21 protein-coding genes and 1 pseudogene are annotated in these 25,076 nt (G+C 40.6%); 16 read left to right on the top strand and 6 right to left on the bottom strand.

Annotated features, from left to right (window positions below; all coding sequences use genetic code 11):
* The first annotated feature begins 61 nt into the window (after positions 1-61).
* Both B1201_RS01440 and B1201_RS01445 read left to right on the top strand, forming a co-directional pair.
* A pseudogene (locus B1201_RS01440) lies at positions 62-1,804 on the top strand (FAD-dependent monooxygenase).
* Between the two features lie 385 nt (positions 1,805-2,189).
* Complete coding sequence (locus B1201_RS01445; RefSeq protein WP_218956248.1) at positions 2,190-2,807, top strand: hypothetical protein; 618 nt, start codon at positions 2,190-2,192, stop codon at positions 2,805-2,807.
* 34 nt (positions 2,808-2,841) lie between these two features.
* Here B1201_RS01445 and B1201_RS17220 read toward each other — a convergent pair whose 3' ends face one another.
* The 3 genes from B1201_RS17220 to B1201_RS01455 all read right to left on the bottom strand — a co-directional run bounded on the left by B1201_RS17220 (position 2,842) and on the right by B1201_RS01455 (position 8,556).
* Positions 2,842-2,970 (bottom strand): KGW motif small protein, encoded by a 129-nt coding sequence (locus tag B1201_RS17220; protein WP_257223017.1) that lies wholly within the window; start codon positions 2,968-2,970, stop codon positions 2,842-2,844.
* 326 nt (positions 2,971-3,296) lie between these two features.
* Positions 3,297-7,133, bottom strand: a complete 3,837-nt coding sequence (purL, locus tag B1201_RS01450) for a phosphoribosylformylglycinamidine synthase (RefSeq protein ID WP_078192032.1) — start codon at positions 7,131-7,133, stop codon at positions 3,297-3,299.
* Positions 7,134-7,521: 388 nt separating this feature from the next.
* The gene (locus B1201_RS01455) at positions 7,522-8,556 is read right to left on the bottom strand and encodes a M20/M25/M40 family metallo-hydrolase (RefSeq protein WP_078192033.1); all 1,035 of its coding nucleotides are present in this window, start codon (positions 8,554-8,556) and stop codon (positions 7,522-7,524) included.
* Positions 8,557-8,768: 212 nt separating this feature from the next.
* On the opposite strand from B1201_RS01455, the gene B1201_RS01460 reads away from it, so the two are divergent.
* The 3 genes from B1201_RS01460 to ruvB all read left to right on the top strand — a co-directional run bounded on the left by B1201_RS01460 (position 8,769) and on the right by ruvB (position 12,069).
* Positions 8,769-10,109, top strand: coding sequence for a deoxyguanosinetriphosphate triphosphohydrolase (locus B1201_RS01460; protein WP_078192034.1), 1,341 nt, complete (start codon positions 8,769-8,771; stop codon positions 10,107-10,109).
* 110 nt (positions 10,110-10,219) lie between these two features.
* Positions 10,220-10,822, top strand: a complete 603-nt coding sequence (gene ruvA, locus B1201_RS01465; RefSeq protein WP_078192035.1) for a Holliday junction branch migration protein RuvA — start codon at positions 10,220-10,222, stop codon at positions 10,820-10,822.
* Positions 10,823-11,067: 245 nt separating this feature from the next.
* Positions 11,068-12,069 carry a Holliday junction branch migration DNA helicase RuvB gene (ruvB, locus tag B1201_RS01470; RefSeq protein ID WP_078192036.1) on the top strand — a complete coding sequence of 334 codons (1,002 nt, stop codon included), beginning with the start codon at positions 11,068-11,070 and terminating at the stop codon, positions 12,067-12,069.
* Between the two features lie 29 nt (positions 12,070-12,098).
* On the opposite strand, the gene B1201_RS17100 is transcribed toward ruvB, so the two are convergent.
* A complete protein-coding gene (locus B1201_RS17100) occupies positions 12,099-12,986 on the bottom strand; it encodes a hypothetical protein (RefSeq protein WP_228144735.1) in 888 nt (295 codons plus the stop codon).
* Positions 12,987-13,322: 336 nt separating this feature from the next.
* Here B1201_RS17100 and ybgC point away from each other — a divergent pair, with 336 nt between their 5' ends.
* From ybgC to pal, 6 genes are all read left to right on the top strand, one after another.
* Positions 13,323-13,730 carry a tol-pal system-associated acyl-CoA thioesterase gene (gene ybgC, locus B1201_RS01480; RefSeq protein WP_078190367.1) on the top strand — a complete coding sequence of 136 codons (408 nt, stop codon included), beginning with the start codon at positions 13,323-13,325 and terminating at the stop codon, positions 13,728-13,730.
* A 27-nt stretch (positions 13,731-13,757) separates the two neighbouring features.
* Entirely contained in the window at positions 13,758-14,456 is a 699-nt protein-coding gene (gene tolQ, locus B1201_RS01485; RefSeq protein ID WP_078192037.1) for a protein TolQ, read from the top strand.
* Entirely contained in the window at positions 14,456-14,905 is a 450-nt protein-coding gene (gene tolR, locus B1201_RS01490) for a protein TolR (protein ID WP_078190369.1), read from the top strand. The genes tolQ and tolR overlap by 1 nt, the downstream gene beginning before the upstream one ends.
* 3 nt (positions 14,906-14,908) lie before the next feature.
* A complete protein-coding gene (gene tolA, locus B1201_RS01495) occupies positions 14,909-16,252 on the top strand; it encodes a cell envelope integrity protein TolA (protein ID WP_078192038.1) in 1,344 nt (447 codons plus the stop codon).
* A 444-nt stretch (positions 16,253-16,696) separates the two neighbouring features.
* Positions 16,697-17,980 (top strand): Tol-Pal system beta propeller repeat protein TolB, encoded by a 1,284-nt coding sequence (gene tolB / locus B1201_RS01500; RefSeq protein ID WP_171263728.1) that lies wholly within the window; start codon positions 16,697-16,699, stop codon positions 17,978-17,980.
* Positions 17,981-18,048: 68 nt separating this feature from the next.
* Positions 18,049-18,618, top strand: coding sequence for a peptidoglycan-associated lipoprotein Pal (gene pal / locus B1201_RS01505; RefSeq protein ID WP_078192040.1), 570 nt, complete (start codon positions 18,049-18,051; stop codon positions 18,616-18,618).
* 264 nt (positions 18,619-18,882) lie between these two features.
* Here the strand turns inward: pal and B1201_RS01510 are convergent, their stop codons facing one another.
* Complete coding sequence (locus B1201_RS01510) at positions 18,883-19,080, bottom strand: NF038105 family protein (protein ID WP_078190373.1); 198 nt, start codon at positions 19,078-19,080, stop codon at positions 18,883-18,885.
* A 184-nt stretch (positions 19,081-19,264) separates the two neighbouring features.
* Here B1201_RS01510 and B1201_RS01515 point away from each other — a divergent pair, with 184 nt between their 5' ends.
* From B1201_RS01515 to B1201_RS01535, 5 genes are all read left to right on the top strand, one after another.
* On the top strand, positions 19,265-20,239 hold the full coding sequence (locus B1201_RS01515) for a class 1 fructose-bisphosphatase (protein WP_078192041.1): 975 nt from the start codon (positions 19,265-19,267) through the stop codon (positions 20,237-20,239).
* Between the two features lie 52 nt (positions 20,240-20,291).
* Positions 20,292-21,068: a TrmH family RNA methyltransferase gene (locus B1201_RS01520; protein ID WP_078192042.1), complete on the top strand. Its 777-nt coding sequence runs from the start codon at positions 20,292-20,294 to the stop codon at positions 21,066-21,068.
* A 160-nt stretch (positions 21,069-21,228) separates the two neighbouring features.
* A complete protein-coding gene (locus tag B1201_RS01525) occupies positions 21,229-21,843 on the top strand; it encodes an RNA polymerase sigma factor (RefSeq protein ID WP_078192043.1) in 615 nt (204 codons plus the stop codon).
* Positions 21,840-22,160, top strand: a complete 321-nt coding sequence (locus tag B1201_RS01530) for a hypothetical protein (protein WP_078190377.1) — start codon at positions 21,840-21,842, stop codon at positions 22,158-22,160. Before B1201_RS01525 ends, B1201_RS01530 begins: the two co-directional genes overlap by 4 nt.
* Positions 22,150-22,554 carry a DUF3106 domain-containing protein gene (locus B1201_RS01535; RefSeq protein ID WP_078192044.1) on the top strand — a complete coding sequence of 135 codons (405 nt, stop codon included), beginning with the start codon at positions 22,150-22,152 and terminating at the stop codon, positions 22,552-22,554. Before B1201_RS01530 ends, B1201_RS01535 begins: the two co-directional genes overlap by 11 nt.
* Positions 22,555-22,640: 86 nt before the next feature.
* Here the strand turns inward: B1201_RS01535 and B1201_RS01540 are convergent, their stop codons facing one another.
* On the bottom strand, positions 22,641-25,055 hold the full coding sequence (locus tag B1201_RS01540; RefSeq protein WP_078192045.1) for a CSLREA domain-containing protein: 2,415 nt from the start codon (positions 25,053-25,055) through the stop codon (positions 22,641-22,643).
* Positions 25,056-25,076 lie beyond the last annotated feature (21 nt).

Genomic DNA, 25,076 nt, shown 5'->3' on the forward strand with positions numbered 1-25,076 from the left:
ATCATTTGCCTAGACTGCGGACTATTCCAAGTTTGCACTTCACATACACATGGAGTTTTGTATGACACAGCAATTCGATACCGATGTTCTGATTATTGGCACAGGGCCTGCAGGTTCTACTTTAGGTTTGGCCTTGGCAAATTACGGCATACAGGTTCAGCTTTTTACCCAATTTAATTGGTTAGCTAATAGTCCGCGTGCCCATATTACCAACCAACGTGCGATGGAAGTGTTACGTGACTTAGGTATCGAAGAATAAGTTCTCGACATTGCCACACCTTGGGAACAAATGGGTGAAAGCCTCATTACCACCAGTCTTGTCGGTGAAGAAATTGCCCGCATGAGTGCTTGGGGAACCGGTGATGAACGTCATGGCGATTATATTAAAGGCAGTCCTTGTCCATTGGTCGATCTCATTCAGCCGAAAATGGAAGCTTTGTTGGTAAAAAATGCGGCTGAACGTGGTGCAATTTATAATTTTAATACTGAATATTTGTCCCATGTGCAAGATGAGCATGGTGTAACAGCAACCTTTTTAAATCGTATTACAAATACTGAATTCAGCTTACGTGCCAAATATTTGGTCGGTATGGATGGGGCAAAATCCAGAGTCCTTGAACAGCTTGATTTACCCCTTGAAGGGGTGATGTCTCGTGCAGGTACAGTCTATGTAACCTTTAAAGCTGATCTTTCCAAATACGTGCAACACCGCCCTGCTATTTTGCAATGGATTGTTAACCCTGAAGCCAGCTTTGGTGATCTGGGCATGGGCTTACTCCGTGCCATTACACCTTGGAATGAATGGATTATGGGTTGGGGCTTTGATATTTCCAAGGGCGAACCACAAGTCACCGAAGAACAAGTTCGTGCGCGTCTAAATGCCTTTGTCGGTGCTGAAGTTGAAAATGTCGAGATTCAAAAACTGTCTTATTGGTATGTGAACCAAACATGGGCAACTGAATACTCGAAAGGTCGTGTATTCTGCGGCGGTGATGCGGTACATCGTCATCCACCATCAAGTGGCTTAGGTTCAAATACCTGTATGCAAGATGCTTTTAACCTCGGTTGGAAATTGGCATATGCCATTAAAGGTTGGGCTGCTCCTACTCTACTTGATTCTTATACATTAGAGCGTGCGCCTGTTGGCAAGCAAATCGTGGCGCGTGCCAATCAATCTCGCTTTGACTATAAGCATCTCAAAGAGGTATTTGGTTTTGACCAAGGCATCACAACTCAAGCTCAAATGATGCAACGTATTTTTGCGGAAGATGAACAAGCTGCAGAAATTCGTCAAAAGCTATATCAAGCCTTAGAAATTAAAAACTTGGAGTTTAATGCCCAAGGTATAGAGTTGAATCAGCGCTATGCATCCAATGCCATGATTGCTGAATCTGAGCCTGAGATCTTTGCCAAAGATCAACAGCTTTACTTGCAAGCAACCACGCGTCCGGGGGCTAAAGTTCCACATACTTGGATTATTGATGCCAAAGGCGATAAGCAATCAACGTTAGATATTACAGGGCATGGTCGTTTCACCCTACTGACAGGTCTTTCAGGCAAAGGTTGGAAATCTGCTGCTGAATCGTTGAATCTACCTTATTTAGATGTGATTCAAATTGGTTCTCGTGAATACCGTGACGTTTATGGTACATGGAATGCTAAATCTGAAATTCACGAGTCAGGTGCTGTGTTGGTTCGTCCAGATGGTTATGTGGCATGGCGTTATCAAGACAGCACTAATGATGCGTTTGATTATGAAAATACGTTGAAGGCGGTGTTAAAGCAGGTTCAGTTAGTGATTTAAATAGAATCATAAAATGACGAGCATCTAATTTAAATTGGATATTTGATCACGGAACCTGAGACATAGATGTCGCCCATTAAATTGTGGAGTTAGATGTTTCATCATTCTAAAAAATATAGATGACTTAGATCCTGCAAAATGAACGCCATCAATAGATGGCGTTTTACTATTACATGTTCAAATGAAATCGTGTCTAATCTGTTCCTACATAGTATTCAGAATTACCTTTACCACCTGAACCCGCTTCAAAAAGGCAATTTTTGTGGATTTAAGGTGAGATACTGGGAACATAATAAATTTGTTTGAGTATAAACTTAAATAAATAAAAGGTTTTTTTTCATACTAAGTTATAATAAATCCATTAAAAATAAACAAAAAATTCACTATGACTGAAACTTTTGAACAACTATGGAATAAATATTTTCCAAATAAAGTACCTATTCCATACGTATTAAAATTTTATTTTTCGGAATATTGGTTTCGTATGCATAGCTTGCCCGAGTCTAAACGTTATGCCGATTCAAAAGAAGAAGAGCTACTTTTATTAGATCGTCAAAATCAGATCATCACAGATTGTTTAGGCTTAGATACCTCGGTTTACCTTGTGACAGGTAATTATGTTACGCCACATTATTCTCAGCCAGATCCAGATCGTTTTCACCCTGAATATGATAGAAGAAAAATCATTTCCTACAATTTAATAGAATCACCTTCTATGAATCTACATCAGATAGATCCTGAATACTTTGATGATGGTGATGAAAATGATATCTGTTTTATACCCTTATACACTCAAATAATATGGGAGCCTAAAAAACATGATGATTTATTATTAAAAATTGCAAATGAAGAAATTCATGCATTTCTCATTTTATTTGAAAAAAAAATTATTGTTGCACCTTATGATGGTGGGATTGATTTTATTATTTGGGATGAGAAGTTTAAAAAGCAATTGAAAGAAAAATATAGTGCTTGGTTACCATCTAACGCGGAAGGCTTATAAAAACCGCCTCACGGCGGTTTCAATTGTTCAAATATTACATCTGTAAAGCATAACCCAAAACTAAAAACACCAACTGCAAACACACGACTGCACCAAAAAGCTTCCAGCCCTTTTTACGCAGCGCAGACTTATCAACTGCCGAATATTCCGCTGTTTTAATCATGTCATCACCTCATCATGAGTGTTGATACTGAACTCGTTTAGTTATCCATCTTTCTTTTATCTTGCTGTCTTTAATCTTGCATAGTTATTGTGCATAAAATACACACTAGCATGTTTCCACAAATATAAAAGCAAAATCTAAACCAAGTTCAGTGGGAGAAATAAAAATTTAAAACCAACAAAAAACCACCCGCAGGTGGTTAAAAATCGAAAGCGATTATATGTGTAAAAACAAGCATTCACAATAATTAATATATCTTTTGGTAAATTTTAACCATAAAAAAGCCACCCGAAGGCGGCTCTTTTCTATGATTTATCTATCTAAGATTAACCAATAAATTTACGTGCATTACGGAACATACGTAACCAAGCACCGTCTTGATCCCAATCTTCTGGTTTCCAAGAATGCTGAATCGCGCGGAAGTTACGTTCAGGGTGCGGCATCATAATTGTTGCACGACCGTCTTTAGACGTTACACCTGAAATCGCTTCTGGTGAACCGTTCGGGTTCATTGGATAATGCTGCGTTGGGTTGCCTTGGCTATCAACATAACGCAAAATCACTTGGTCATTTGCATTTAAAGAAGCCAAGTTTTCTGCCGAAGTCACAACACGGCCTTCACCATGCGCAACTGCGATTGGAAGAATCGAACCTTCCATACCTTCTAACAATACAGAGTTAGATTTTTCAACGCGTACGTTTACAGCACGAGCTTCAAACATCTCTGAAGTATTGCGGTGGAAACGAGGCCAAGCTTCTGCACCTGGAATTAATGGTGCAAGCTGAGACAGCATTTGACAGCCGTTACAAATACCTAGGGAGAATGTTTCGTCACGGTTAAAGAATTTCTCAAATTGGTCACGAAGTTTAGGATTGAACAATACAGATTTAGCCCAACCGCCGCCTGCGCCCAATACGTCACCGTAAGAGAAACCGCCACACGCGACTAAACCTTCAAAGTCATCAAGACTGATACGGCCAGCAAGCAAGTCGCTCATGTGTACGTCTACAGTGTTGAAGCCGACTTTATCGAATGCAGCAGCCATTTCTACATGACCGTTTACACCCTGTTCACGCAGAATCACCATGTTTGGACGGCGTTCATTGATGTACGGCGCTTCGATTGGCTCGTTCAGATCAAATGTTGGTTTTGCAATTAAACCTGCATGTGATTTATCAGCGATTAACGCATATTCTTGATCCGCAGTTTCTACGTTGTCACGCAAACGTTGGATTTGATGTGACACTTCTGTCCATGCTTGCTGTAATTCAGCACGGTCTAAGCTCAAACCATTTACAGTTAAAGTATCTGTATCGTTTACAGTACCTACAACTGCAATTGCATCTTTAAGGCTAGACGCTGCAACTTCAGCTTCTAATGCAGCCCAATCAGCTTTGCTGATTTGAAGCACTGCACCAATTTCTTCTGCAAACAAGCTTGCAGTAGATTGATCTTCAAGTGCTACACCTAGGCGTGAAGCAAACATCATTTCTGCAACAGTTGCCAGCAGACCGCCATCACCGATGTCATGGTAAGCCTTGATTAGACCACGGTTGTTCCAGTCTTGAACCAATGCAAAGAATGCTTTGAAGTCATCGAAGCTGTCTACGTCAGGTGTTACAGAACCAATTGCTTTATAAACCTGCGCAAGGATCGAACCGCCAAGACGGAATTGACCTTTAGACAAATCAATACGTACCAGTACAGACTCGATATTTTTCAATTCAGGTGTCAATGTTTTGCGAACATCAGTCACAGGTGCAAATGCAGTGATCACGCCTGACATTGGAGAAGTTACAGATTTATCGATGCCTTCGTCATTCCACGTTGTACGCATAGACAATGAGTCTTTACCTACTGGAATTGCAATACCTAGTGCAGGACACATTTCCATACCGATGGCTTTAACACCTTCGAATAATGCTTGGTCTTCACCTTGTTGACCTGCAGCAGCCATCCAGTTTGCAGACAATTTAATGTCGCTGATCTGGTCGATTTTTGCAGACATGATATTTGAAATGGATTCTGCTACTGATAAACGTGCAGACGCAGCAGGATTTAACAATGCAACTGGCGGACGTTCACCCATTGCCATTGCTTCACCTGTATAACCTACAAGGCTCGTCGTTGTTACCGCAGCATCCGCTACAGGCACTTGCCACTTACCGACGAACTGATCACGTGCAACCATACCTGTAATCGAACGGTCACCAATGGTGATTAAGAACGATTTAGATGCAACAGTTGGATTCTTAAGAACGCGGTAAATCGCATCTTTCAAATCTGTTACTGTTTCAGCAGTGAAGTCATCGCCTTTACGTTCAATCGTTTCGTATGAACGGCTCATGCGCGGTGTGCCGCCAAGCATCACTTGCATTGGCATATCCACAGCTTTGTTGCCGAATAATGGATCTTCAACAGTCAAATGACGCGCTTCAGTCGCTTCACCTAGTACGGCGAATGGACAGCGTTCACGTGCACATAGTGATTCAAAGAGTTCTAAAGATGATGGACGGATTGCCAATACATAGCGTTCTTGCGCTTCATTCGACCAGATTTCCATCGGAGACATGCCTTTTTCAAGCGATGGAATTTTACGCAGATCAAGTACCGCACCTAACTCGTGATCGTTCACAAGTTCAGGCATTGCATTTGAGATACCGCCCGCGCCTACGTCATGTACAGACACGATTGGGTTATGATCTTCCATGCGCCAGCAAGCATCAATCACTTCTTGGCAACGGCGTTCCATTTCTGGGTTTTCACGCTGTACAGATGCGAAGTCTAGGTTTTCACCCAACTTACCGCTGTCTACAGAAGACGCTGCACCGCCGCCTAAACCAATCAGCATTGCAGGACCACCTAGTACGATCAGTAAATCGCCTGGTTGAATCGCATCTTTTTCTACATGGTCAGGACGGATGTTACCGTAACCACCGGCAATCATAATTGGCTTATGGAAGCCTTTTACATCACCATTGACATTTTGTTCAAATGTACGGAAGTAACCATTTAACGCAGGACGACCAAATTCATTGTTAAACGCTGCACCACCCAATGGGCCTTCAATCATAATTTGAAGTGGAGATGCCATACGAGATGGTTTGCCGTAGTTTTCTTCCCATGGCTGTTCAAAGCCCGGAATGTTCAAGTTAGATACGGTAAAACCTGTTAAACCTGCTTTTGGCTTACCACCACGACCTGTTGCGCCTTCGTCACGGATTTCACCGCCCGAACCTGTTGCTGCACCAGCAAATGGTGCAATCGCTGTCGGATGGTTATGTGTTTCCACTTTCATCAAGATGTGAGCGGCTTGACTCTTGTATTTATAAACGTGGTGACCTGTTTCAGCATCTAGTTTTGGATAAAAACGCTGTGTGTCAAAACCAACAATTACAGAAGCGTTGTCTTTATATGCCGACAATACATCTGTAGGTGATTCTTTATAGGTGTTTTTAATCATTTGGAACAATGACAATGGTTGAACTTCACCATCAATTGTCCATTCTGAACCAAAGATTTTATGACGGCAGTGTTCAGAGTTTGCTTGAGCAAACATCATCAATTCGATGTCATGCGGGTTGCGACCCATTTTTGTGAATGCATCGGTTAAATAATCGATTTCTTCATCAGAAAGCGCAAAACCAAATTCAGAGTTAGCTTTCACCAACGCTTCTTTACCTTGACCCAAAATATCAATTGAGTTTAAAGGCTTTGGTTCAGTTTCAGAGAAAAGTGCCGCAGCATCTTCAATAGCATTGAAAACACTTTCGGTCATGCGGTCATGTAATGCTAGTTTTACTTCATCAGAAACAGCATTTACGCCCTTCAAAGTAAACAAAACACCGCGTTCAAGGCGATGAACCGGTGTATTACAGTTGGCAAAAATGTCTGTTGCCTTAGACGACCACGGAGAGATGGTTCCAACACGTGGCGTCACTAAAATTTGGACTTCGTCACTTGCTGCTTGGTGCAATTCAAAAGATTGACCATCGTTGAGAAGCTGTAAAGCGGATTGCTGTTGTTGCTCGTTGAGCGCTTGGTCAAAAAGGTAAACCCATTGACTTTCAATTGATTGAACAGAACTAATTGACGTTAAACGTGATAATAGTTGAGTTTTCTTAAATGAAGAATGTGCAGGTGCACCGGCAACGATAAACATGCTGATTTTGGCTCCACGGGATGATCGAAAAGACCATGCCACAATGTGACTTGAGAGAGCGCATATTCTACTGTGTATTAGTTAAATCAGCTAGATGTGAAAGTGAAATTGTAGTGCTTATATCGGGAAGTTTAGGCAATAATGCTTTTATTTTTAAATAATAAAATTGAATTTAGTCGCACAGATTAACACAAAATTATCTGATTTTTTCATTTCATCCTAAGAATAATATTCAAACTATAAAAATGTTTTATTTTTCAATAACAACTCACTTTTTAATCAAGCGTTCAAACCATATTTGAAAATTAATTTCAGGTCTAAATGTGTGAGATTTAAACCTGAAATTCATAAAAGACTAAAATCAATTCACATTTGAAATTGAAACATTTTATTTATTCAAATCTGACAATAGATGTTGAATTACATTAAGGGCTAAGTTCAGTGAGTTTACATCTACACCATCAATCGTATCGCAAGCCTTGTGGTAGCACGGTGCAAATTCGAGTTCATCACCTTTCATTTGCTCATTAAATAAAATTAGTGAAGTAACGGGAACTTTCCCTAAAAATGGCAAAGTATCGCTTGCTGTTAAAGTCGTTACATCATCTTTAATCTGCATATTATTGGTTTTAAAATATTGACGCATACTTTGTTCTAATGCAGCATCCTGCGGGTGCTTAGGTAATTGACTCATGCTGTCTAAGATTGGCTGATAATCACTTTGTGCAAGTCCATTGGCTTTAAACTGTGCCGCCATTTCTCCAATTGATGAATGGTCACCATCGGCAATCATGATATTCGGATTCTTTGTTCCCACCATATCAACATTGATATAGGCTTGAATGCCTTGAAGCTGTTTCTCACTGAGTGATTTCACAAAAGCTTGTGAACCTGCAATACCAACCTCTTCCGAATCCCAAAAGGCAAGATATAGTGTGTGTTTAGGTTTTACCTTTTGCTTCGCATAGTCTTGTAATAATGCTAACAATACTGCAACGCCTGAAGCATTATCATTAATCCCCGGCCCCATTTTCACCGAATCATAGTGCGCGCCGACAATCACAGCAGTATCTTTGGATTGCCCTTCAATCTCAATCACAATATTTTGCCCAACGGTCTTTTCTCGATTTTCAAATGGCAACATTTGCGCGTGCAAGCCTGCTTTCTTGGCTTGTTCAAGAATATATTGTGCAGAAGCCAATCCACCTGCTGTACCTACTGCACGATTGCCACCATTTTGTTCTGCAATTTCTTCAAATGTTTGTAAATGATGCATCATGCTATTTTCTGATGCAGCAACATTTTGGTTTGGCTGCACTTTCGTTATATTTTTTTCTGTATTGAAACTTGTACAACCTGACAAAAAAAATGTCACGCCCAAACTTAGTGCAGTCAACGTAGGAAGAAATTGTTTTCTATACATTTAAATTATTCTCATTGAAAATTAAAAAATGGGATAAAAGGTAAAATTTGCTCATCTATACTAACAGCCCTTTTTTAAATTTCTGTTTTGTTTTGCATTTCATTAAGGCAAATCACTCATACATCTTTTAAGACAAGTTGTGTCGCCCCACACTAGTGCTTTTCTGCTAAGTTTGGCATTATTCAATTCAAGTAATAATTGAATAATGATAAATGACTCAAATGCGTTGGCTTGAACTTCTTTCTACAGTTCGTATTGGTAGCAATAAACACAGTTCTGAACAGGCACGTAGCCCCTTCCACAAAGACTATGACCGCATTATATTTTCGCAGAGTTTTCGACAGCTTAATCGCAAGACCCAAGTCCATCCATTAACCCAACATGATGGCATTCATACTCGCCTGACGCACTCTTTAGAAGTGTCTTGTATTGGACGTTCATTGGGGATGTTGGCTGCGGAAAAAATTAAAGATGAATTGCCAATGTGGATTTCGCCTGCCGATGTTGGCGCGATTATTCAAGCCGCTTGTTTAGCACATGATATTGGCAACCCGCCTTTTGGGCATGCTGGTGAATATGCCATTCGCGAATGGTTTGATGATGCATCACATACAGACTTTTTACAGGACTTAAGCCCTGAAGAAGAAGCCGATGTTCGTCAGTTTGAAGGTAATGCACAAGGCTTACGTTTACTGACTAAAATTGACTATCACCCGAATGATGGTGGTATGCGCCTAACTTACGCAACCTTAGGGGCTTACTTAAAGTACCCATGGCTATCCAAAACCATTGCATCACAAGGAAATACGCCTGCCAGTCAGCGTGCCAAGTTTGGCTGTTACCAAGCCGAAAAAGACATCTTGCAGCAAATTGCAGAACAACTCGGCTTAATTCAACTCGGTGAATATCATTATTGCCGTCATCCTCTGACTTATTTATTAGAAGCAGCGGATGATATGTGCTATGCCCTGATTGATTTGGAAGATGGCATTATTCTCAATATGTTGAGTTATAATGAAGTTGAGCCAATTTTCCTTGACCTGATTGGTGATTATGGTATTCCTGCCGAACTTGCAATGACGGATACCACATGGCAGCAGAAAATTGCCGCTTTGCGTGGCCGTGTGATGAAGCGTTTGGTTGAAGAAGTGACGACAGCTTTTGCACGTCATCATAATGAAATTTTGTCTGGCCAACTTAAAGGCAGTTTATTGCAATATTGCAGTGAAGATATTGAAATCGGGATTAACCGTGCCAAAGAACTGGCTCGTGATAAAATCTTTGAACATCCGCATAAGGCAGGTTTGGAAATTATTGCACACCAAAGTTTGCAAAATATTTTGGATGCCTTTATTCCACTGACCACGCCCAATAAAACTTTGAGCTTTAAAGAGCAACGATTGATGTCTATCTTACATCGTTCAGGAGCACATTTTGGTATGTCGCATTATGACAATATTATGCAAGTACTCGATATCATCTCTAAGTTTTCAGATCATCAGGCTTATAACCTTGCACAAGAACTTCAAGGCAATAAAGTTGGTTTCTTTTAAAGGTGAAAAAATGTGAAGGCTAGTAATTCGCTGGCCTTCACGTTAATCTCACAACAAATTGAAATTGAGCAAATAGCTCAGACTAAACTGAAATAAAGTGAATAAATGACATGATCGGATGTTTAATTGGCGAAGTGCTGGCATTGGAAGCACCAACAGTATTACTCAATGTAAATGGTGTGGGCTATGAGATTGACACCCCACTTTCTACATTTTGCCAACTACAAAAAGGTCAAAAAATTACCCTGTGGACACATCTGGCTGTTCGTGAAGATGCACAACTGCTGTATGGCTTTAGCAATGCTCAAGAAAAACTGATTTTTCGCACACTATTAAAAGTCAACGGCGTAGGCCCTAAAATGGCACTGGGCATTTTATCAACATTAAGTGTTGAAATGCTGATTCACACGGTTGAACATGAAGATGTAAACACTTTAGTCAAAGTTCCGGGTGTAGGCAAAAAGACCGCTGAACGCCTCATGATTGAGTTACGTGATCGCTTTAAAGCCATGGCTTCAGGTACGGTACCAACGAATTCAACTGTTGAACAAATTCAATTTACGGGCAACTCTGCCGTAGCCGAAGCTGAGGCGGCCTTACAATCATTAGGTTACAAACCAATTGAAGCACAAAAATTAGTGAATGCTGCCAAAGGTGACTTTACTGATGCCAGCGACATTATCCGTGCTGCATTAAAGTCGATGAATAAATAATTTTTAGTTTCTAATGAGCACTACATCCTTTGCCTTTTAGAGCTATAGACAGTATGTGAATCACGCAGGCGACAAGGATGTCGCCGTTAAACTGTGCTACAAGGACGTAGCATCAGTCTAACAAATGGGTTTTGTCACTTTTGCCCAGTCAAAAGTGTGAATCGCCTATACAATGGCATTTAAAGTTCAATCGCTTTTTGAGGCTGTGATTCTTCCACAACGATATAGAGATTAGTTAAATAATTATGCAAGACCGTCTTATCAGTGGTTCAGAAAAACCCGAAGACCACTTCGACCGTGCCATTCGCCCAACATCCCTTGATGACTACATCGGGCAGCCTGTCGTCCGTGAACAAATGGAAATCTTTATCGGTGCTGCGCGTGGCCGTGAAGAAGCACTCGATCACACCCTGATCTTTGGCCCACCGGGCCTAGGTAAAACTACACTGGCCAATATCATTGCCCGTGAGATGGGTGGTAACCTAAAATCCACTTCTGGCCCTGTTCTTGAACGTGCAGGTGACTTAGCTGCAATGCTGACCAACCTTGAAGAAGGTGATGTATTATTTATTGATGAGATCCATCGACTTTCACCGGTCATCGAGGAAATTCTCTATCCAGCGATGGAGGATTACCAACTGGATATCATGATTGGTGAAGGCCCTGCTGCCCGTTCGATCAAACTGGATTTACCACCTTTTACCCTTGTGGCAGCGACGACTCGTGCAGGCCTACTGACCTCTCCTTTACGTGACCGTTTCGGTATCGTACAACGTTTAGAGTTTTATTCTGTCAAAGACTTAACGCATATTGTGACTCGTTCAGCCAACTTAATGGATGTACCGATTACTGAAGATGGCGCACTGGAAGTTGCACGTCGTGCACGTGGTACGCCACGTATTGCCAACCGTTTATTACGCCGTGTTCGAGATTATGCCCAAGTCAAAGGTACAGGCGAAGTGACCCAAGAGATGGCTCAACGTGCTTTGGACATGCTAAATGTCGATAAAGATGGTTTAGATACGCTAGACCGCCGTTATTTATCAATGCTACTAGAGCGTTTTGATGGTGGCCCTGCAGGTGTTGAAGCTTTGGCTGCAGCTATGGCTGAAGATTCAGGCACATTAGAAGATGTGATTGAACCGTATTTAATTCAACAAGGTTATGTCATGCGTACTGCACGTGGGCGTATTGCCACCAATATGGCGTATTTACAGTTTGGGATGACACCACCAGAGCCGAAATAATTATTTAAAAAAAGCAGCTATGGCTGCTTTTATAATTTAGAAATTATTTTCTTCAAATCTTTATCTATTCCCAGACTGATATCTAACATTACTCTGTAGTAATCAGCTCTTTGTACGTATTCTTTACGTACAGCATTTCTCAATGAGGGAAATTCTTTGTCGGTAAAAAACTTGTGCTGTTCTAAATTACTTATAGCTTCTTGAAGGCCGTTTGATGAAACACAAATGTTATTACTATCAACGAAAGATAAAATCTGATGATAACAACACCATCCTAATCGCATAAATATTTCTGCTAAAATTTTTATACGCTTTGTTAATAAATCATCACTATTTAAATTAAACAACAATATATGAGATTTAGCTAAAGTAGTTTTTAAGTCAGAGTTAAAATTATGTACTTCCATCCTTCCATACAGTTCTTTAGCAATGGCATCATATTGGTCATTTACGTTGCAATTTTCAATAAACTCCCAATATGAGAGTAGAATATTATGTCTAGCCACAATAAAATTTTCACTTTTTTCAACAATCATTTTTCTTTTATTTTCTTGTTTATTAAATATGAGTTCATTATTCTGCAATTTTAATTGTTGATTGAATAATCTTGAATTTAGATCAAATGCTGATTGTTCAGCAGTTCTAATTTGCTCAACTACTGTAATAAAGGACATTTCCGTTAATTGAAAACTTTTCCGCCCATACCAATAGGCCAACCAAGTAGCAAAACCACCTAGAATTAGTGCAACTATCACTGACAAAGCAAAGGATGAAATCGCAGTCTTATCTGTAGAAGCATTTAGCTCCATATGCGTTTTAGCAGGGTGTTGAATGACTAACGTTTGTACATTTTGGTGCTGCGGTACTGTCCAAGGTAGTTGAATCACAATATCCTGCTTAAATTTTTCTTGTTCCACATCACCCCCTAAAATTTCAAATAAATTATAATATTATCTTACACTTTATTCTGAATATCACTTCGTTCTAAAGGAATAGAAAACTAAATTTCAAATCACTTATCAACTAACTTTAAATCTAATTAAGCAAGCCTAATTTGGAAAAATTTCAGTAAAGTTGAAATTAACTACTTTGATTTGAAACCTTGTGCCATTGGACTGATGACTCACGGTGCTAAACTGCCCGTCATTGAAGCACTTGACGAATCATTGAATTATCGCCATTTTTAAATGCTCTAATTCTTTGCTGAAGTGCAGACCAATATTTTTCAGATTTTATAAAGACGGAACACTCTCATGGCGAATAAATTCGAATTCAACATTCGTGTATATATTGAAGATACAGATGCAGGTGGCATTGTTTACCACGCAAATCATATTCGCTTTATGGAACGTACCCGCACAGAATGGCTACGCGCTTCAGGTGTAGACCATTATTGGCATCAAAAAGATTACAACTTTGTCGTTCATAAAATTAATGTGAAATATTCACGCCCTATATTAATGGATGACCTGATTACTGTTACAGCAAGTGTAGTTTCGTGTAAGGCTACGTCATTTGTGTTGCAACAAAATATTTATCGTGGTGATATTATGCTGGCATCAGGTGAGGTAGAATTGGCATGTATCAGTGCAGAGATGAAACCCCGTCGCCTTCCTGATGAAATACGTGAACTGATTCTGAAAGAATTGGAACAAGATTAAAAAAATTATTTGGCACATGTAGTAACTATGGCAACTCAACTAGAATCAACACTCAAAGTTTCAGACCTCATCTTACAAGCAAGTCCTGTCGTACAACTGGTAATGCTCCTGCTGCTCTTAGCTTCGTTATTCAGTTGGTATCTGATTGCCAAGTTACACATGAGTTATAAAAAAGCGCAGGCCGATGATGAACATTTCCAAAAAATCTTTTGGTCTGGCGCCGAACTCAACACTTTATACAACAATGCTCAGCTCAACTCGAAACGTGTTGGCCTTGAAGATGTCTTCTATCAAGGTTTAGGCGAGTTTTTCAAACTTAAAAAACGTAATGCCAGCGCAGAACAATCCATTGAAGGTACAGAACGTATTCTTCGCGTAGGTTTAAGCCGTGACCAAGGACATTTAGAAAATGGTTTAGGCGCGCTTGCGAGTATTGGCTCGGTTGCACCCTATGTTGGTTTATTCGGTACTGTTTGGGGCATTATGAATGCCTTTATTGGTTTAGCAGATGTTGACCAAGTCACCCTTGCTACGGTTGCTCCTGGTATTGCAGAGGCATTGATTGCAACGGCAATTGGTCTTTTTGCAGCGATTCCTGCTGTACTTGCATTTAACCATTTTACAGCCAAAGGTGAAGCCGTTTATAACGATCGTGCGCTTTTTGCCGAAGAAATGGTTGCGTTATTACAACGCCAGTCTGTAGGTTCAACTCAGGACAATGACTAATGGCTATTCAACGTTCTGGACGCTTTGAGCGCATCAAAAAACCATTAAAAAGTGACATGAACGTCGTACCTTATATTGATGTCATGTTAGTTCTTTTGGTGATTTTCATGGTCACGGCACCTATGATCACCACAGGTGTCAAAGTCGATTTACCACAGGCAAATGGCACGCCTATGCAAGCGGAAGATCGCCCTGCGATTGTTACACTTGAGGCGGATGGAACGATCAAACTCGAAGATAAAAATCATCAGAATGATGTACTCACACTTGATGAACTAAAATCTGTTTTAACTGCTTCACAAAATGAAGCGAACGAACAGAAAAAGCAAATGAGTGTCCTGATTAACGGCAGTGAATCTCGTCCTTATGGTGAAGTCATGAAACTCATGTCTGCCCTTCAAGATGCAGGTTTAACACAAGTAGGTTTACTGACTGAGCCATTAAAATAATTTATGAAAGATTTCAACAAGCCGCCTTTTAAACAAAAAGCCGTTGCGATTGGTTTCACACTAGGTGTTCATATCGTCGCTGTGGTTGGCTTACTTTATCTTGGCATGAGTAAACCACCTGAGCCCCCTAAAAAAATAACCACTATTTTGGTAAAACCGGAAGATTTAAAACCTGTAACACGTGAAGTCACTGAGTTTGATGAAACCGCGCATGAAAATGTAGCTGAACAAATCACGCAGACAGCAGAACCTAGCGTTGAACCAGCACCCGAGATTCCAACGGCTGCACCACCTAATCCAGCAGAACCACCTAAGGCAGATCCACAGGTTGCTGCTCAACAGGCACTCGCTGCGGCAAAAGCACAGCAGCTTGCTGAACAAAAAGCTGCGGACAATGCAAAGCGTGCTCAAGAACAAGCTAAAGCGGCTGAAGCTGCAAAACTAAAAGCACAACAAGAAGCCAAAGCGGATGCGGCTAAGGCAAAAGCAGATGCTACGGCGAAAGCCAATGCTGAAGCAGCAAAACGTAAAGCAGATGCTGATGCCAAAGCCAAGGCTGAAAAAATCCGTGCCGATGCTTTAAGAAAAGCAGAAGCTGACAAAGCCAAAGCTGCAGCAACGGCAAAAGCCAATGCAGATGCAAAAGCCAAGGCCAATGCGGATGCTGCAAAACGTAAAGCAGATGCAGACGCGAAAGCTAAAGCCAATGCGGAAGCTGCAAAACGTAAAGCAGATGCTGATGCGAAAGCCAAGGCCAATGCAGAAGCTGCAAAACGTAAAGCAGATGCCGATGCAAAAGCTAAGGCCAATGCAGAAGCTGCAAAACGTAAAGCAGACGCCGATGCAAAAGCTAAAGCCAATGCGGAAGCTGCAAAACGTAAAGCAGATGCTGATGCCAAAGCTAAGGCCAATGCGGAAGCTGCAAAACGTAAAGCAGATGCTGATGCAAAAGCCAAGGCAGATGCAAAGGCTAAAGCCGATGCCGAAGCACGCGAACGTGCAGCCGAAGAAGCCAAAGCTTCATCAGCTAAAAAAGCAGCTGAAGAAGCCGCACAGAAAAAGGCTCAAGCGAAGAAGATTGCATCTACTGCAAAGAAAGATTTTGAAAATAAAATCCGTCGTGCATGGGACACACCTTCTGACTCTGCGGGTAAATCGGCAACTGCTCGTGTGACATTATCAGAAAGTGGTTCAGTCCGATCAGTTATTGTGAACTCTAGTGACCCTGATATGAAAGCCAGTATTGAAGCTGCAGTTCGTGCTGCTGCACCATACCCAATGCCGAGTGACCCAGATGCTAGACGTGAAGCACAAAGCTTTACCTCTACATTTAGATCTTCAAATTAAGTTTGATAAATCCCTGCATTGATTGCGGGGATTTTTTTATATTTCTTCTGAATATGGCAAACTTTGGAAAATTTATTGATTAGATGGGTTCATTCACTGATTTTTTGAATGAAACAAATTCTATTTGGTCGACACTTTTCATAAAATGACATATATATAAGTTTTACTAGCTCAGCCTAATTAAGACCTACTTATTTCTTCTAAACATTTGATTCAAAAATTAAATTTCAACTATATAGAATTATCATTTCCAATTCAAAATGTGATGTTGTCTGCACCAATTTTAAGATAAACTTCAGTGAACTCGAATAAAATCTCTGCATTTTTCACAGTGTTATAACAGTTCAGTCATATTTTCATGCTTTTAATAATCCAAAATCATGCCATTATGTGACACAACCTAATACAGACAATAACTCACATTTTTAGAGTAGTTAGCGAATGATGGAAATGACGCGTAAACATCTTCTTTGCTTAGCAATTATGACCGCTTTGAGTCCAGTTTTAATCACTCAAACACATGCACAGCTTCATCTTGAAATCACCAAGGCGCCTGAAGAGGCACCTAAAATTGCGATCGTGCCTTTTAGTAATGACTCAAATATTTATCCAGTGGTTGAAAATGACTTGAACCGCTCAGGTAAATTTACCAGTGCTTCTAAAAACTTACCTGCAACTGCAACAATAAATTCACCTAATGCAGAAGCATGGAAAGCTGCGGGCGTACCCTATGTCGTGACAGGTACATCAAAAACAACGGCAGATGGCTCTTATGAAATTCACTACCAACTGTATGATGTTGAAAAAAAACAATACCTGTTAAATGAACTACTCACTGTACCTGCTTCACGTTACCGTCAAGCAGCGCATATGATCAGTGATGCGATCTATCAAGCTTTAACTGGCATTCCAGGTGACTTCAGCGGCCGTATTGCCTATGTATTGCGTAATGCAGCAACACCAGATCAGCGCTATACCCTACAAATTGCAGATACAGATGGTGAACAACCCCGTACGATTTTGACTTCACGTGATCCAATCCTGTCCCCTGCGTGGACGCCTGATGCGAAAAAGCTAGCCTATGTTTCTTTTGAAACCAAGCGCCCTGCAATTTACATCCAAGACTTAGCAAGTGGTAACCGTGAAAAAGTAGCAAGTTTCCGTGGTCTAAATGGTGCACCAAGCTTCTCACCTGATGGTAAATCGATGTTGTTTACCGCTTCAATGCATGGCAATCCTGAAATCTATCAAATGGATTTACAGACTCGCCAATTAAAACGCATGACCAATGACACAGCGATTGATACAGAAGCACGTTATGCCCCTGACGGTAAATCATTTATTTTTACCTCTGACCGTGGTGGCTCTCCACAAATTTATACCTACAACTTAAGTGCTGAAAGTGTAAAACGTTTAACTTTCCGTGGCGCTTTCAATGCGCGTGGTACGCTAAGTGCGGACGGTAAAAAATTAGCTTTGGTGCATCGTCCTAGCGGTAGTAACTATAAAGTTGCGGTTCAAGACATTGGTTCTGGTGTAACCAATATTTTAACACCAACAAGTTTAGATGAATCCCCAAGCTTCTCTCCAAATGGTCAAATGGTGGTGTATGCAACACGTGAAGCAAACCGTGGTTTGCTCTCGATCATGTCTTTAGATGGTCGTTTCCGCATGAACTTACCAAGTGAACAAGGTGAAGTTCGTGAACCAGCTTGGGCACCGAAATAAACACTGCATGATTTATTCAACAATAACTTTTTAATGAAACATCATAAATAACCGTCATGGAGATCAATATGAACGCGATGAAACTGATTGCATTACCTGTTTTAGCTACAGCATTAGTAATGACTGGTTGTGCCAGCCGTAAACCTGCAGCAGACGTACAAGCAGGACAAAACCCAAATAGCTCAACCACTGTAAACACTTCTGGTTTAAGTGAAGATGCAGCACTCAATGCACAAAACCTAGCGGGTGCATCATCTAAAGGTGTAACTGAAGCGAATAAAGCATTTTTAGCGAAGCGCGTAGTACACTTTGACTACGACAGTACAGAGCTTAGCAATGAGGACTTACAAACCCTTCAAGCTCATGCACAGTTCCTTGTTGCTAATGCAAACTCACGCGTGGCTTTAACAGGTCATACCGATGAACGTGGTACTCGTGAATACAACATGGCGCTTGGTGAGCGTCGTGCCAAAGCTGTTGAAAGCTTCCTGATTACAACAGGCGTAAGTCCAAATCAGCTTGAAGCAGTTAGTTATGGTAAAGAAATGCCAATCAATGCGGGTCATGATGAAAATGCATGGAAAGAAAACCGCCGCGTAGAAATTAACTACGAAGCTGTTCCTCCGCTACTTAAATAAGACTTGAATAAGTCTGAGCTAAAAAAAGCACTCATTAATGAGTGCTTTTTTGATTTAACCTGTATCATTTAATTTATATCGTTTCATTTGCACCGTTCTATTCAACGTTCTTTGCTTTAACTCAATTTAGCCCTTTAACTCAGGATAAATTCGATTAGCAGCTTTAGAACATAAAAAATAATCAATTAAAAATGCAAATGAACGACTTTTAAAACGATATCCTTAGCTTTACCAACTAGAAAATTAGCTTAACAATCCAAATCATTACGCTTCTGCTTCTGGATGTTCAGCATTTTCTTTTTCTGTTTGCATCGACTCAATGAGATCATGTTTATTGAACTTTTTATACTCTGCTTTTGCTTCGTAACTGCTCCATGCAGCTTTAACAGTATCCGCAGAAATATCGTCTAAATTCAATCCCTCAGTTGCAGTCGGAGTCGCATCAAATTTTTGTGTGGTCATTGTTGTGCTCCCTGTCTTTCGATTTATACATTAGATTCAACATAGCATGTTATTCAGGACTTGCAAGGGTAAAATCACGACAAATAGTCTAGTTTAATTTTTCTTTTCCTTCGTTCTCATCTAAAATGTTGCACAATCACATTTTTATCATTTTTGATAAATTAATATTTGGAGTTTTCCGGTTATGTCAAATCTCACCCTTTCCCAATTTCTACAACAACAAAGTGGTAATCTTACTCCTGCATTAGCACAAGTTATTGAAACAATTGGTAATACATGCAAAGACATCGACCTTCTTTTACAAAAAGGTGCTTTGGCTGGTGTATTGGGTAGCGCGCAACACGAAAACGTTCAAGGTGAAGAACAAAAGAAACTTGATGTCATTTCAAATGATTACCTCATCGATGCATTGAAAGTTCATCCACATGTTGGTGGCTTGGCTTCTGAAGAATTAGATGAATTCACACCAGCTCAAGAAAATGGCGATTATCTTGTCTTGTTCGACCCATTAGATGGTTCAAGCAACATCGATATCAACATGTGTGTTGGCACAATTTTCTCAATTCTTCCTGCAAAAAATGCGGTAACGCAAGCTGAAGATTTCATGCAAGCGGGTGTTAACCAAGCGGCTGCAGGTTATGTACTGTATGGCCCATCAACAATGATGGCTCTAACTGTCGGTGCTGGCGTCGTCTTCTTTACTTTTGATCCAGAAAGCAAAGAATTCTTATTAACTAAAGATGCGATTGCGGTTGCAGCAGATACTAAAGAATATGCAATTAATGCATCAAACCAGCGTCACTGGGAAGAGCCTGTAAAACGTTATATCGACGAACTTCTTGCAGGTAAAACTGGCCCGCGTGAAAAAGACTTCAATATGCGTTGGGTTGCATGCATGGTGGGTGATATTCATCGTATTCTTTGCCGTAGCGGTATCTTCATGTATCCATACGACTTCAAAGATCCGAAAAAAGCAGGCCGTCTACGTTTAATGTACGAAGCAAACCCAATGAGTATGTTGATGGAACAAGCTGGCGGTGCTTCTACAACAGGCCGTGTCCGCATTCTAGACATCCAACCAACAGAACTTCATCAACGTGTTCCTGTGATTATTGGTTCTAAAAACGAAGTTGACCTAGTTACGTCATACCATAATTAATTTCTTATAACGAAAGTCAGTATTTTTGCTGACTTTCGTGGATATCTCCCTCATGGCTCTGATTTATCTCGAATCAAAAGACAACCCAAAAATTAAGCACCTTCGTGGCTTAATCGAACAAAATGCCTACCGTAAAAAACAAGGTCAAACTGTTTTGGAAGGCACACACTTGGTGTTGTCATGGTTAGACTCAAAACGTCCAATCAAATCGATTTTCACCACTGAACAAGCAATTAACCATGCTGATTTCGACCGCATTGCGGAACAATATCAAGGTGCGGTGTTTATTCTAAGTGAATCTTTATATAAAGATATCAGTACACTCGGAACATCGATTGCTTGCTTAGCGATTGTGGATTTACCAAGTTCAAGTGAAGCGCTTAACTTCAGTGAAGACACCTTAATTTTAGACAACATTCAAGACCCAGGAAATGTAGGCACCCTACTCCGTTCTGCTGCCGCTGCAGGTATTGAGCAAGTCGTTTGTACCAAAGGCTCTGCATCGCTCTGGTCACCGCGTGTATTACGCGCAGGTATGGGCGCACATTTTTCATTAAATACCTTTGAAAATATTGCCCTTGAAGATATTTTGACGAAATTCAAAATTCCAGTGTATGCAACAAGCTCACATCAGTCTGAAAACCTATATAGCAAAAATTTACGCAAACAATGTGTGTGGATTTTAGGCAATGAAGGTCAAGGTGTTTCTGAGTATGCATTACAACATGCCGAAGCCGTTGCGATTCCTCAACCGGGTGGTCAAGAATCACTAAACGTAGCCATTGCTGGCTCGATCTGTTTTTTTGAAATGGTACGTCAGCGTCAGTAAAATCGTTATTTTATTGTATTTAGCGCTTAAGCCTGAAAAAAATAGACTACACTAGAAAAAATAATAATTCTTTTTGTCAACCTAACCGTTATTTCCATCGTTATTTGTATATGAATATGGAAATAATGGTGGGTATCCGATGACAGGATTTTCCATCTCTATGGATTTAGCACCCAAAAAGTCCGAGACGCAAGACAGCAGTGTTTTAAAAAGCACGGCTGAGTCTCGCCTGAAACACTTCATGAATGAAGTGACGGGGCGTGCTTTAGTAATGATGGAAAGTGCAACGCACGGTCAACATGGCATTGCCATGGACTTGGTGCAAGAAGCCTTTATTTCCTTACATAAAGCTTATGCTGAAAAGTCCACAGAGGAATGGTATCCCCTGTTTTACACCATTTTAAATAACAAGCTGCAAGACTGGCGTCGAAAAGAAGCACGTCGTTCGCAGCCGTTTTCCTTATTTAGAAAAGTCAGCCTAGATGACGACGATGTCGAGATACAGGATGTGGTAGATGAATCTACACCAAACCCCTTCGACTTTCTGGATCAGGCTGTCACTGCAGAGGAAATACAAGATGCTATCGCAGAACTTCCAGTCCGCCAGCAACAAGCATTTATGTTGCGAGCTTGGGAAGGCTTTGATACGCATACAACTGCAGAAATTATGAATTGTTCCGAAGGCAGTGTGAAAACACATTACCACCGTGCCATTCAAGGTTTACGTACCGCTTTGGCACATTTGAATCCACATATGGGAGGATCATCCGAATGAAACAAGATGATTTCTTAAAGCAAGTAACTTCCAAACTTGATGGACTCGCACAGCACCATAAAGACAAAGCAACTGTCATGAATAACGTGCTTGAAGATATTCATCAGCGCGAAACTTCTCGTTATGGTTTCTGGAAAATGTCTGGCTTTGCACTTGCAGCAGCAATTGCAGGTTTCGTCATTTTACCGAATGCGACTGTACTGGATGACAAACCACAAAATCAGGTGATTTCAACCCCTAAGCTCTCCCCTCAAATGGTAGAAGATCTTGAAATGTTGATGGTTCTGGGTGAGGACAAAGTTCCACATGGCAGCTAAAAAATTAGCAATTGCATTCTGTGCTTTTAGTTTTTTGCAAACCAGTTTTGCTGGCTTTGATCGCTTTTGGATATTTTCAAAAGATGCAGATACTCAAGTCAATGAAACTTGGGATTCGCTATCTGAAGCAGAACAACAGGCTTTAATTAAAAAGTATCAGGCACTCAAAGAGATTCCTGCAGATCAACGTGTCAGCTTGCAACAGCGCATGGATTGGTTCACCCAACTTCCAGACAGTGAAAAGCAGCGTATGCGCGAAACATGGCAAAAAATGAGTACTTTAGAACGTAAAGAACTCGCGACACGTATGCAAAAAGCTAGTCCTGATGAACGACCTGCTATTCGCGATGAGTATATCAATAAATACTTACAGCCTATCGCTGTCGCTCACTAATCTAAAACAGCAGCATGTTGCGAAAATCAAATCAATTACATTAGTTAAGCCATAAAAAAGCCTCTTATCGAGGCTTTTTTATTGTATTACTTGCTCAACCGACATTGATGATACATACCTAAACCAATCAGTGTCAACAGCCCAAATAATCCCATCGAACCACCGCCGCTAGAAGAAGAGTTGGTGTTTTTCGCGGTATTCTTAAGAGTCAGAATTGCATTGCTTGATGCAATGCCGTCACTATCGATAACGCTATATTCAACAGGATAGTCAAACTGACTAAAGCCATTTTTTACTGAGAAGGTAATCTTGCCACCGTAGCAAGTTTCCTTTAAATAACTTGCTGGGCAACTGCCACTATACTCAGCTTCAAAGTTTAAACCTGCTGGGATTTTCGTAAAGCGAATGGGAATAATTTGGCCTTCTTCATTTTTATGCCATACCGATTTACCTGCTGGCATAGATGCAACTGGACCATCACCATCATCATTAGCATTTTCTAATAAATTATTGACGGTAACAGACAAATTATTTGACGGACTAATTGTGTATTGAGCAGCTTTGGCCACTGGGGTCATATTTTTAAATGCCACACGGATCACACCAGAGGATTCCGCCTGACTCCCTGTCTTTTGTTTTAAGGTATATTTACAAAAACCGTATTCGGTAGGCGCTGTTGTTGCCCCACTGGTGCGATATATAACGATTTGTTTTATTCCCGCATCCCAATCACAGTGTAGGTCATGTGGTGGATTACCAACAATACTTGCTTCGCCTGTACTAGACACCGTAATTTCACTGCCAATGCCGATTGGTGAAGTCGTTACAGTGTAGTTGTCAGCATTTAAGGCGATTTGTCGTGTTTCAGCACTTCCATTCACAGACTCTTCTTGAGGTAATGATGCGGGGAATGGATCAAAATAAACTGCACGATACTTAAGGTTATTTTTTAATGCACTTAATACCGCTTCGTACTTTGTTAAATCATCCTGATTGGCAACTTTATATTCTGCATAATTTGGATCTTCGATATCCTTTTTCAAACTATCAATTGTATTTTGATACTTATCTTGCAGAGCTGTTAAAGACTCATTGGTAATATCTGCCATATCTGCTGCGGTTAAATTCATTAACTCAACCGAACCAATATCACATGTGTTTCTTTGCGTAGGTGATAACTGTAAAGTACCATCTGTGATCCGCAAAATGCCCCGTTGATCCGCATCACTACAGCCGTCTAAGCCCAGATTGATGAAGTCAAAACCACTGCCGATTGCTTTCGGGTAATACAAAGGTAAATACAAATTATAAGCAGATTTTGTTTGTAGGGCGCTTAATAAAGTCCCCATAGCATAACTACTTACATCATGGTTTTGCAGAAAGCTTTCCGTACTATTCAGCACACTTTCGGGTAAATCACACTGTGCGGCTGCCAGTTCAAATGCATTATTACTTGCAACAAATTTTTGACCATTATCAGGTACTGCATTATTCAGATAACGACAAGATTTTCCACCAGTATTGTAGGCCAATACATTGAAATACCAAGCCTTTGTACCATTTTTATCATAATAATAGGTACTAGCCGCATTGTTCTCGACTATTGTATTACTGGTTAAAACGAAGCTAGAGAAAGCACTTAAACGTTCCGTTCCCTGAGAAATGGCACGGATAATACTACCCGTACTTGGATTTGCTTGGTTTTTTGCAATCGTATTTGCTGTCAGTTCAACCTTGGCATTTCCACAGAAGTCCATCACACTATTGCTCGTCGATGAACCATTTTGAATAATACTGCTTTGCTGGAACACAATTTCAGGCTGGGTATCCCCCAAGTTGCCGATACAGTCCATAGCGACAACACTACCTTTAGGTGCGACGTTACCCTGAACTAAACTGCTCACCAATAATGTTTTTTTCGACATATTATGCGCAACGGAGTAGATCGCACCGCCAGCAACTTTGGCCTGAGAGTTTTCTATTGCACCATTATTTAAGGTAAATGCTCCCCCTAAATACAAGGCACCACCACGGTCTTCTGCCATCCCGCCAGTAAGGCGCACATTATTGACGATAAAGTTGGCTTCTGAGCGTGAAGTATTAAAAATACGCGATTTGCCTTGGGCATTAATCGTCGTTCTAATATCTTCATAGGCAGGAAATTTCTGCGTCAGTAAATTTTTTGAATCATAGTTAAAGCGACTTTTCCCCTCAATCACGATCTGATTGAGCGGAACTAACTCACCTTTGGTCAGAAGATATTCACCTGCTTCAAGTTGAATATAATCGGTCTGCCCATTATTTGGATTGCCGACATTACATCCACCAAAAGATTTGTTTTTACGTGCAGTTTCAATCGCTTCACGTAAAGAACATTGATTGAGATTTTCACCATTTTCATCCTCAAAGGTCGTAACTTTGATGATATTACTTGTCGCTGCCATAGATGACATAGCCGCCAGGACCATGACCGCCAGCAATCCTTTTTTATAATTTTTCATGTGCTGTCCTTAATTCTATCC

This window comes from Acinetobacter sp. ANC 5600 (assembly GCF_002018395.1).
GTDB classification, from domain to species: Bacteria; Pseudomonadota; Gammaproteobacteria; order Pseudomonadales; family Moraxellaceae; genus Acinetobacter; species Acinetobacter amyesii.

Excerpts from the sequence above, each read along its gene's own strand:
- purL (WP_078192032.1), bottom strand. The coding sequence starts at position 7,133 with ATGTTTATCGTTGCCGGTGCACCTGCACATTCTTCATTTAAGAAAACT.
- B1201_RS01535 (WP_078192044.1), top strand. The coding sequence starts at position 22,150 with ATGGCAGCTAAAAAATTAGCAATTGCATTCTGTGCTTTTAGTTTTTTG.
- B1201_RS01510 (WP_078190373.1), bottom strand. The coding sequence starts at position 19,080 with ATGACCACACAAAAATTTGATGCGACTCCGACTGCAACTGAGGGATTG.
- tolR (WP_078190369.1), top strand. The coding sequence starts at position 14,456 with ATGGCTATTCAACGTTCTGGACGCTTTGAGCGCATCAAAAAACCATTA.
- tolB (WP_171263728.1), top strand. The coding sequence starts at position 16,697 with ATGGAAATGACGCGTAAACATCTTCTTTGCTTAGCAATTATGACCGCT.
- B1201_RS01445 (WP_218956248.1), top strand. The coding sequence starts at position 2,190 with ATGACTGAAACTTTTGAACAACTATGGAATAAATATTTTCCAAATAAA.
- B1201_RS01540 (WP_078192045.1), bottom strand. The coding sequence starts at position 25,055 with ATGAAAAATTATAAAAAAGGATTGCTGGCGGTCATGGTCCTGGCGGCT.
- B1201_RS01515 (WP_078192041.1), top strand. The coding sequence starts at position 19,265 with ATGTCAAATCTCACCCTTTCCCAATTTCTACAACAACAAAGTGGTAAT.
- B1201_RS01460 (WP_078192034.1), top strand. The coding sequence starts at position 8,769 with ATGACTCAAATGCGTTGGCTTGAACTTCTTTCTACAGTTCGTATTGGT.
- B1201_RS01530 (WP_078190377.1), top strand. The coding sequence starts at position 21,840 with ATGAAACAAGATGATTTCTTAAAGCAAGTAACTTCCAAACTTGATGGA.
- tolA (WP_078192038.1), top strand. The coding sequence starts at position 14,909 with ATGAAAGATTTCAACAAGCCGCCTTTTAAACAAAAAGCCGTTGCGATT.
- B1201_RS17220 (WP_257223017.1), bottom strand. The coding sequence starts at position 2,970 with ATGATTAAAACAGCGGAATATTCGGCAGTTGATAAGTCTGCGCTGCGT.
- tolQ (WP_078192037.1), top strand. The coding sequence starts at position 13,758 with ATGGCAACTCAACTAGAATCAACACTCAAAGTTTCAGACCTCATCTTA.
- B1201_RS01525 (WP_078192043.1), top strand. The coding sequence starts at position 21,229 with ATGGATTTAGCACCCAAAAAGTCCGAGACGCAAGACAGCAGTGTTTTA.
- ruvB (WP_078192036.1), top strand. The coding sequence starts at position 11,068 with ATGCAAGACCGTCTTATCAGTGGTTCAGAAAAACCCGAAGACCACTTC.
- B1201_RS01520 (WP_078192042.1), top strand. The coding sequence starts at position 20,292 with ATGGCTCTGATTTATCTCGAATCAAAAGACAACCCAAAAATTAAGCAC.
- pal (WP_078192040.1), top strand. The coding sequence starts at position 18,049 with ATGAACGCGATGAAACTGATTGCATTACCTGTTTTAGCTACAGCATTA.
- ruvA (WP_078192035.1), top strand. The coding sequence starts at position 10,220 with ATGATCGGATGTTTAATTGGCGAAGTGCTGGCATTGGAAGCACCAACA.
- B1201_RS01455 (WP_078192033.1), bottom strand. The coding sequence starts at position 8,556 with ATGTATAGAAAACAATTTCTTCCTACGTTGACTGCACTAAGTTTGGGC.
- ybgC (WP_078190367.1), top strand. The coding sequence starts at position 13,323 with ATGGCGAATAAATTCGAATTCAACATTCGTGTATATATTGAAGATACA.